3 protein-coding genes and 4 pseudogenes are annotated in these 5826 nt (G+C 59.7%); 2 read left to right on the top strand and 5 right to left on the bottom strand.

All coding sequences use genetic code 11. The annotated features are described in order from the left end of the window. Positions 1–108: 108 nt before the first annotated feature. Positions 109–318 (top strand): annotated as a pseudogene (locus ABIC78_RS21350) (integrase); the annotation flags it as partial. A 93-nt stretch (positions 319–411) separates the two neighbouring features. On the opposite strand, the gene ABIC78_RS21355 reads toward ABIC78_RS21350, so the two are convergent. The 5 genes and pseudogenes from ABIC78_RS21355 to ABIC78_RS21380 all read right to left on the bottom strand — a co-directional run. Then, positions 412–1188: a DUF3658 domain-containing protein gene (locus ABIC78_RS21355; RefSeq protein ID WP_354491942.1), complete on the bottom strand. Its 777-nt coding sequence runs from the start codon at positions 1186–1188 to the stop codon at positions 412–414. Between the two features lie 113 nt (positions 1189–1301). Further along, positions 1302–2939, bottom strand: a pseudogene (gene tnpC, locus ABIC78_RS21360) (IS66 family transposase); the annotation flags it as partial. A gap of 72 nt (positions 2940–3011) precedes the next feature. Then, positions 3012–3353 (bottom strand): IS66 family insertion sequence element accessory protein TnpB, encoded by a 342-nt coding sequence (gene tnpB, locus ABIC78_RS21365; protein ID WP_354491944.1) that lies wholly within the window; start codon positions 3351–3353, stop codon positions 3012–3014. Further along, positions 3350–3697, bottom strand: a complete 348-nt coding sequence (gene tnpA / locus ABIC78_RS21370; RefSeq protein ID WP_354491946.1) for an IS66-like element accessory protein TnpA — start codon at positions 3695–3697, stop codon at positions 3350–3352. The genes tnpB and tnpA overlap by 4 nt, the downstream gene beginning before the upstream one ends. Positions 3698–4688: 991 nt before the next feature. Continuing rightward, a pseudogene (locus ABIC78_RS21380) lies at positions 4689–5168 on the bottom strand (IS5 family transposase); the annotation flags it as partial. 80 nt (positions 5169–5248) lie between these two features. On the opposite strand from ABIC78_RS21380, the pseudogene ABIC78_RS21385 reads away from it, so the two are divergent. Then, a pseudogene (locus ABIC78_RS21385) lies at positions 5249–5826 on the top strand (transposase); the annotation flags it as partial.

Here is a 5826-nt window from a genome sequence, read left to right on the forward strand (position 1 = left end):
AACACCGTCGATGACGCGCCACTGCATCATGCCGCCAGCGAACAATCAAAACCGATCAGACCGGAACAGCGACCTCATGAATAAGACGGGTTAGGACTGTTTGAGGGCCTATGGGACCTGACGGGTCAGGGCCGTTATTGCTTTCCATCATTCCGCACCTCCACGCGGCCCATGTCGGAAAACACGGTCAATGCCGCTTTGAGGGCCCTTGGCTTGGGACAAGAGGAAATGACCGCGCATGGCTTTCGGGCAATGGCGGCCACCCTTCTCAACGAGACCGGGCGTTTCAATCCGGATGCGATTGATCGCAATGTAGCCATCCGGTGAAGGCCGCTGTCGTTGCGCTACTTTAATCTTCGGAATGTCGGATTTCGCGGGGGAGCGGACGACAGATTGGATACCCGGTTGAGGTTATCGCAGCAGACGCACCTTCGGCGCATTCTTAGGATCACCGAACGTGGGCAACTCTCCGTCGCTGGCGATTGTGCTGCATTGGATTAATTCTCGAAGGCGCCAGTAAAGGAATGCGGCATCAGGACTATGACCAGAGTTCCAAATAGTGCCCATCACATCACCGATTAGGCGATGAGCTTTCGTCCAATCCGTTGGGCATTGCGCGACGAGGAAATGGTCGAAATAATCTGCATCTACGCTGCGAAGGCCGCCGCCTTCAGCGATACGAAGGCATGAATTCTCGGCCATCAAGGTGGACCATCGGTCTTCGGGATACTCTGACGAATCCCAAGCCCTCCGTTGACAGCCATCGAGTAATTCGGCGATTTGATCCTCTTGTAACTCGCTGAGGCGTAGCGGCGGCTCATTACGCCATGTTCCATGCAGCGGATAATCGGCCACTATCATTTGAGCCCCTTCGCCGCCGAATTCTGCCAAAAACCAAAACAACCCAGCAAGATCTTGCTGGCAGCGAGGAGATATCCAGATCAAACGGTCTGGATTTGCAAGAACCGTCCGCCTGAAACTCGATGCGCCTTCATCAAGCCAATCACACTTGCCAAATTCGACCGGCGCAAATTTGTCGAACCATTCTTCGCGCTCCAAGAAACTGCCGCTTTGGATAGGCCCCCAATCGAGCGTGTCGGAAAAGTAAGCGACACGATCTGCTTGGCCTCGGTCCATCAAAATCTGACCCAATGTGCCTGCAGCGGATGAGAACAGAACATGGATCATGGCGAAATTATGCCGGATCACGGACTCGGCGGCAACACCCGAGATAGAGTCGTGTCTTGAACGGCAGTTCCACAGGCATGGAAGTGCAACGACTGACAGCAAGCCGGTCCAAGTTGCCAATTCCAAGGCAGCAGATCCGCAAGCTTGCTGGTCGGATGCTCGGCAATTCGAGCCAGCACATCGGCGAGCCACGCTTGCGGATCGACATCGTTGAGGCGACAGGTCTGGATCAGCGAATAGACGATGGCGGCCCGCTGCCCGCCGCGATCCGAGCCGCAAAACAGCCACGCCTTCCTGCCCAGGGGCACACAGCGCAGCGCGCGCTCGGCGGCATTGTTGGTGAGGCAAACCCTGCCATCGGTGAGAAACAGGCTGAAGCCATGCCAGCGCTGCAGCATGTAGTTGATCGCCTTGGCCAGATCATGGTGACGCGACAGCTTCGCCAGTTGCGCGGTCAGCCATGCGTGCAGTTCGGCCATCAGCGGCGCGCTCAATGCCTGGCGAACGGCAAGCCGCTCCTCGGCGCTCTTGCCATTGATGGTCCGCTCGATCTCAAACAGCGCGTCGAGCTTCTGCACCGCTTCCAGCGCGATCGGATATATCTGGCCGGTCTTCTCGCCACGGGTCTTCTTGCGCGCCGCGCCTTCCACATCGGCCAACTCGAAGAATTTGCGCCGGGCATGCGCGAAGCAGCCAGCCTCAAGGATCAGGCCCGCCTTGCGGTCTGCCGCATAGAGCTCGTTATAGCCGGCAAAGGCATCGGCCTGCAGAATGCCGGACCAGTTTGCCAGATGTGCCTGTGGATGCTCGCCACGCCGATCGCGTGAATAGCGGAACACGACGGCCGGTGGATCGGCGCCGCCGAACGGGCGGTCATCACGCACGTAGTTCCATAGTCGGCTGGTATCGGTCTTGCTCTTGGCCATGACCGGCACGGTGGTGTCATCGCCATGGAGCCGTTGGGCGGCAAAGACATGCGCCTCGATCAGCTTGAAGATCGGCATCAGCGCAAAACATGCAGCGCCTACCTGGTCAGCCAGCGTTGACACGCTGATCGGCACGCCTTCGCGCCCGAAGCGTTCGGCCTGCCGGTTCAGAGGCTGGTGCTGGCCGTACTTCTCGAACAGCACCATGGCGAGGAAGCTGGGACCGGCCCAACCACGCGGCACGACATGGAACGGCGCGGGCGGCTGCGTGATGGTCTCGCAATCGCGGCACGAGAATTTCTCACGCACCGTCTGGATGACCTTCCATGCCCGCGGGATCACCTCGAGCGTCTCGGTCACATCTTCGCCCCGCTTCGACAAGCGGCTGCCGCCGCAGGCAGGGCATGCGCATGGTGCCGGGACGACGACGCGCTCGCGCGGCAGATGTTCGGGGAATGGCTTGCGTGAGGGGCGCTTACGCTCGAACGCGGCGATGGTGGTTACTGTGTTTGCGGCGGTCACCGCGATCAGGCCATCTTCGGTTGCATCGGTCTCGAGGTCTTCGAGCTCGAGTTCCATCTGGTCGAGGAGGCGCCGCGTGCGTTCGGCACTTGGGCCATATTGTTCGCGCCGCAGCTTGGCGATCTGCAGCTTGAGATGTGCGATCATCGCCTCGGTGGCGCTGGCTTGTGCCTGTGCATTGGCCAACCTTGCCTCGGCATCGGCGGCGCGCTGGGTGGCAAGATCCGCCTTGCGCGTTGCCGCCAGCACCAGCGCCTTGAGCGCTTCAATATCGTCCGGCAAGGGCGAAATGGCCGTGTCCATGGGGCTGATGGAATCACACAATCGACCAAAGCCAAAGCAGAAAATACGCTGAAAACCGCCGGAATTACTGGTCTATCCGGCACTCTGCGGGCGGCCGGTATGTTGCGGGTTCCGCCAGTCGATCCCCTCGAGTAGACAGGCCAATTGTGCGGGCGTCAACGACACCATGCCGTCCTTGGCCGATGGCCAGATGAAGCGACCTTTCTCGAGCCGCTTGGCGTAAAGCGACATGCCGACACCGTCGTGCCAAATGATTTTGACCAGCGCGCCGGCCCGCCCGCGGAACACGAAAAGATCACCGCCATGGGGATTGCGCCCCAGCCCTTGCTGAACCTGCAGGGCCAAACCCTGCATGCCTTTGCGCATATCCGTGTGCCCCATCGCAATCCATACCCGCGCCGTCGAAGGGATCACCGCAGGGCCTTCAACGTTGTCGTCACCAGCGCGGCAGGTGCGGACGGGAAGATCGTCATGCGCACCTTGTTGCCCACTTCCACCACGATGGCGGGCGATGGTTCCGAAACCGGAAGCCCAGCATCGCCAACATCGACGACCGCCTCGGCGAACTGCGGCCCTGCAATCTGGGGGCGCAGCTTGTTCCGCCAAGTGTAGATCCGGGCCGTCGAAATATCATGCCGCCGCGCTACGTCGGCAACGCACGCGCCAGGTTCCCCGGCCTCAGCCAAAATCCGCAGCCGTTCCTCGTCAGTCCAGCGCCGACGACGCTCGGGCCCATGCATAACCGTAATCTGCCGCATCCACCGCTCCTGAGTGCGCTCTCGAGAGCGTCCTTAAGAGCGTTCGCCTAGAACCAGGCAAGGCGGGGCACGCCGGATGGATACATCGCAATTGGCGCATATGGAAAACAACGGGGTCCGCCGCGTGTACACGCGGGTGAGTACTGGAACGAACGGGTTGTGTTGATGCAGTTCTGGTCAGACGAGCTGGACCGCTTGCGCGATGGCGCGAGAGTGCTCAAGCCTAACTTTGACGGCCAAAAGTCGTTTGTCTCCGGATAGGCTTTTTGCCGTTAGCTTGGTGCCGAGACTTGCCTAAGGTTAGCTGTGGCGCGATGGACATGCCCTGAGACATGAACGATCACGGGATGCCTGATAGTCCCCTGTTTACGACCCTGATTTGGCTTGCTGCCGCGGAGCGACAGTAACTCGGTTATCAGCGGCGATGACGCTAATTTGCGCCCGCCTTACCGGCCTCAAGTGCTGCCGCACGCACCATGTGCGCCCAACTCCCGATATACGCAGCGCGAGCCTTATACTCGTCACCTGCCTCCTGAGTCATCCAGGCAACGCCGCCCAGCGTCTCGGCCAACTCGTGCGTAGTGCAGATGCCCTTGCGTTCGAGCAACCCACCCAGCGCCGCCAATACCGTGCCAACCGCGAACAATGCATCTTCGTCTATTCGTCGCTCCTATCCTGCCATAAGTACAAACATGACGTATCTCAAGATAAATGCTAGGCGGAGTGCTCAAGTTTCAGCGGTGACGCCAACCGCCGCGAGACCCGACGTTCAGCGGTCCGAACTGGAGCGTCGAAACCGGTCGGCCCTTGACCATTGTGCATCAAACAAGAATGCCAGGGTGCGGTGATCATCCCCTCGGCATCATCAACGATTGGCGGTGATGGCAACCCCAGCATTTAACGATCTAGCTGAATTCTATCACCATTGATGGCTGAATCCGTATCACCGGGGAGCAGCTAAGAGCCTGATTCAAAATTATAGAATTTAAAGTCATAGCCTTGCGATGCGACGTATGAAGAGCTGGATCGAGGCGATGAACAGCCATGCGGTTGCTGAGGCGATAGCCTGCTCGAAGTCCTTGGCAAGTCGGCGGTTCCTGTTGAGCCACGTCAGCGTCCGCTCGACGACCCAACGGCGTGGGAGGACCACGAAGCCCTTGGCCGTATCGGACCGTTTGACGATCTCGATGGTCCATCTGCCGATCCGGCGCAACGCCTGGCGGAGTTTGTCGCCTGCATAGCCGCCATCGGCGAAGACATGGCGCAGCCACGGGAAGCGCTTGATGATCTCGGCCAGCACCAGCGGTGCACCGTCTCGATCCTGGATGTCGGCGGTGTGGATCATGGCGTGGACCAGATTGCCCTCGGTGTCGGTCAAGATGTGGCGCATGCGGCCCTTGATCTTCTTGCCTGCATCATAGCCGCGCGGCCCACCGCTTTCCGTGGTTTTGACGCTCTGGCTGTCGATGCTGATCTGATCCCGGAAAACTGGATCGCTTGGAGTTAGAGTTTTTCGCCGTAATCTCCCCAGGCTGGGAGGAGCGAAGGACCATGAAGGCATCCAGATTCTCAGACGCGCAGAAGGCGTTCATTCTGAAGCAGGGAGCGGACGGCGTTCCCGTGGTAGACATCTGCCGCAAGGCCGGGATCAGCCAAGCAACCTACTTCAACTGGAAGAAGAAGTACGACGGCATGCTGCCGCCGGACATGAGTCGATTGAAGCAGCTTGAGGACGAGAACGCCAAGCTGCGCAAGCTCGTGGCGGACCTGTCGCTTGACAAGGAGATGCTGCAGGACGTCATCCACCGAAAACTGTGAGGCCTGCTCGTAAACGCGAGCTGGTGAACGGGGTTCGCAGTGATTGGGGCGTGTCGATCCGCAGGGCCTGCCGGGTTCTGGAGATGGACACCTCGACCTACCACTACAAATCCCGCCGCCGCGAGCAGGCCGGCATCGAAGCCCGCATCCGTGAGATCTGCGAGACGCGCGTCCGCTATGGCTATCGCCGCGTCCACGTTCTTCTTCGCCGTGAAGGCTGGGAGATCAACATGAAGCGTACGCACAGGATTTACAACGAGTTGGGCCTTCAGCTCCGCAACAAGATGCCCAAGCGAAGGGTGAAGGCGAAG

It is taken from the genome of Novosphingobium sp. 1529, assembly GCF_040544855.1.
Lineage (GTDB): Bacteria > Pseudomonadota > Alphaproteobacteria > Sphingomonadales > Sphingomonadaceae > Novosphingobium > Novosphingobium capsulatum.

What these genes read in the sequence shown, in the direction of transcription:
- ABIC78_RS21355 (WP_354491942.1), bottom strand. Translation starts at nt 1,188, where the DNA reads ATGATCCATGTTCTGTTCTCATCCGCTGCAGGCACATTGGGTCAGATT.
- tnpA (WP_354491946.1), bottom strand. Translation starts at nt 3,697, where the DNA reads ATGCGGCAGATTACGGTTATGCATGGGCCCGAGCGTCGTCGGCGCTGG.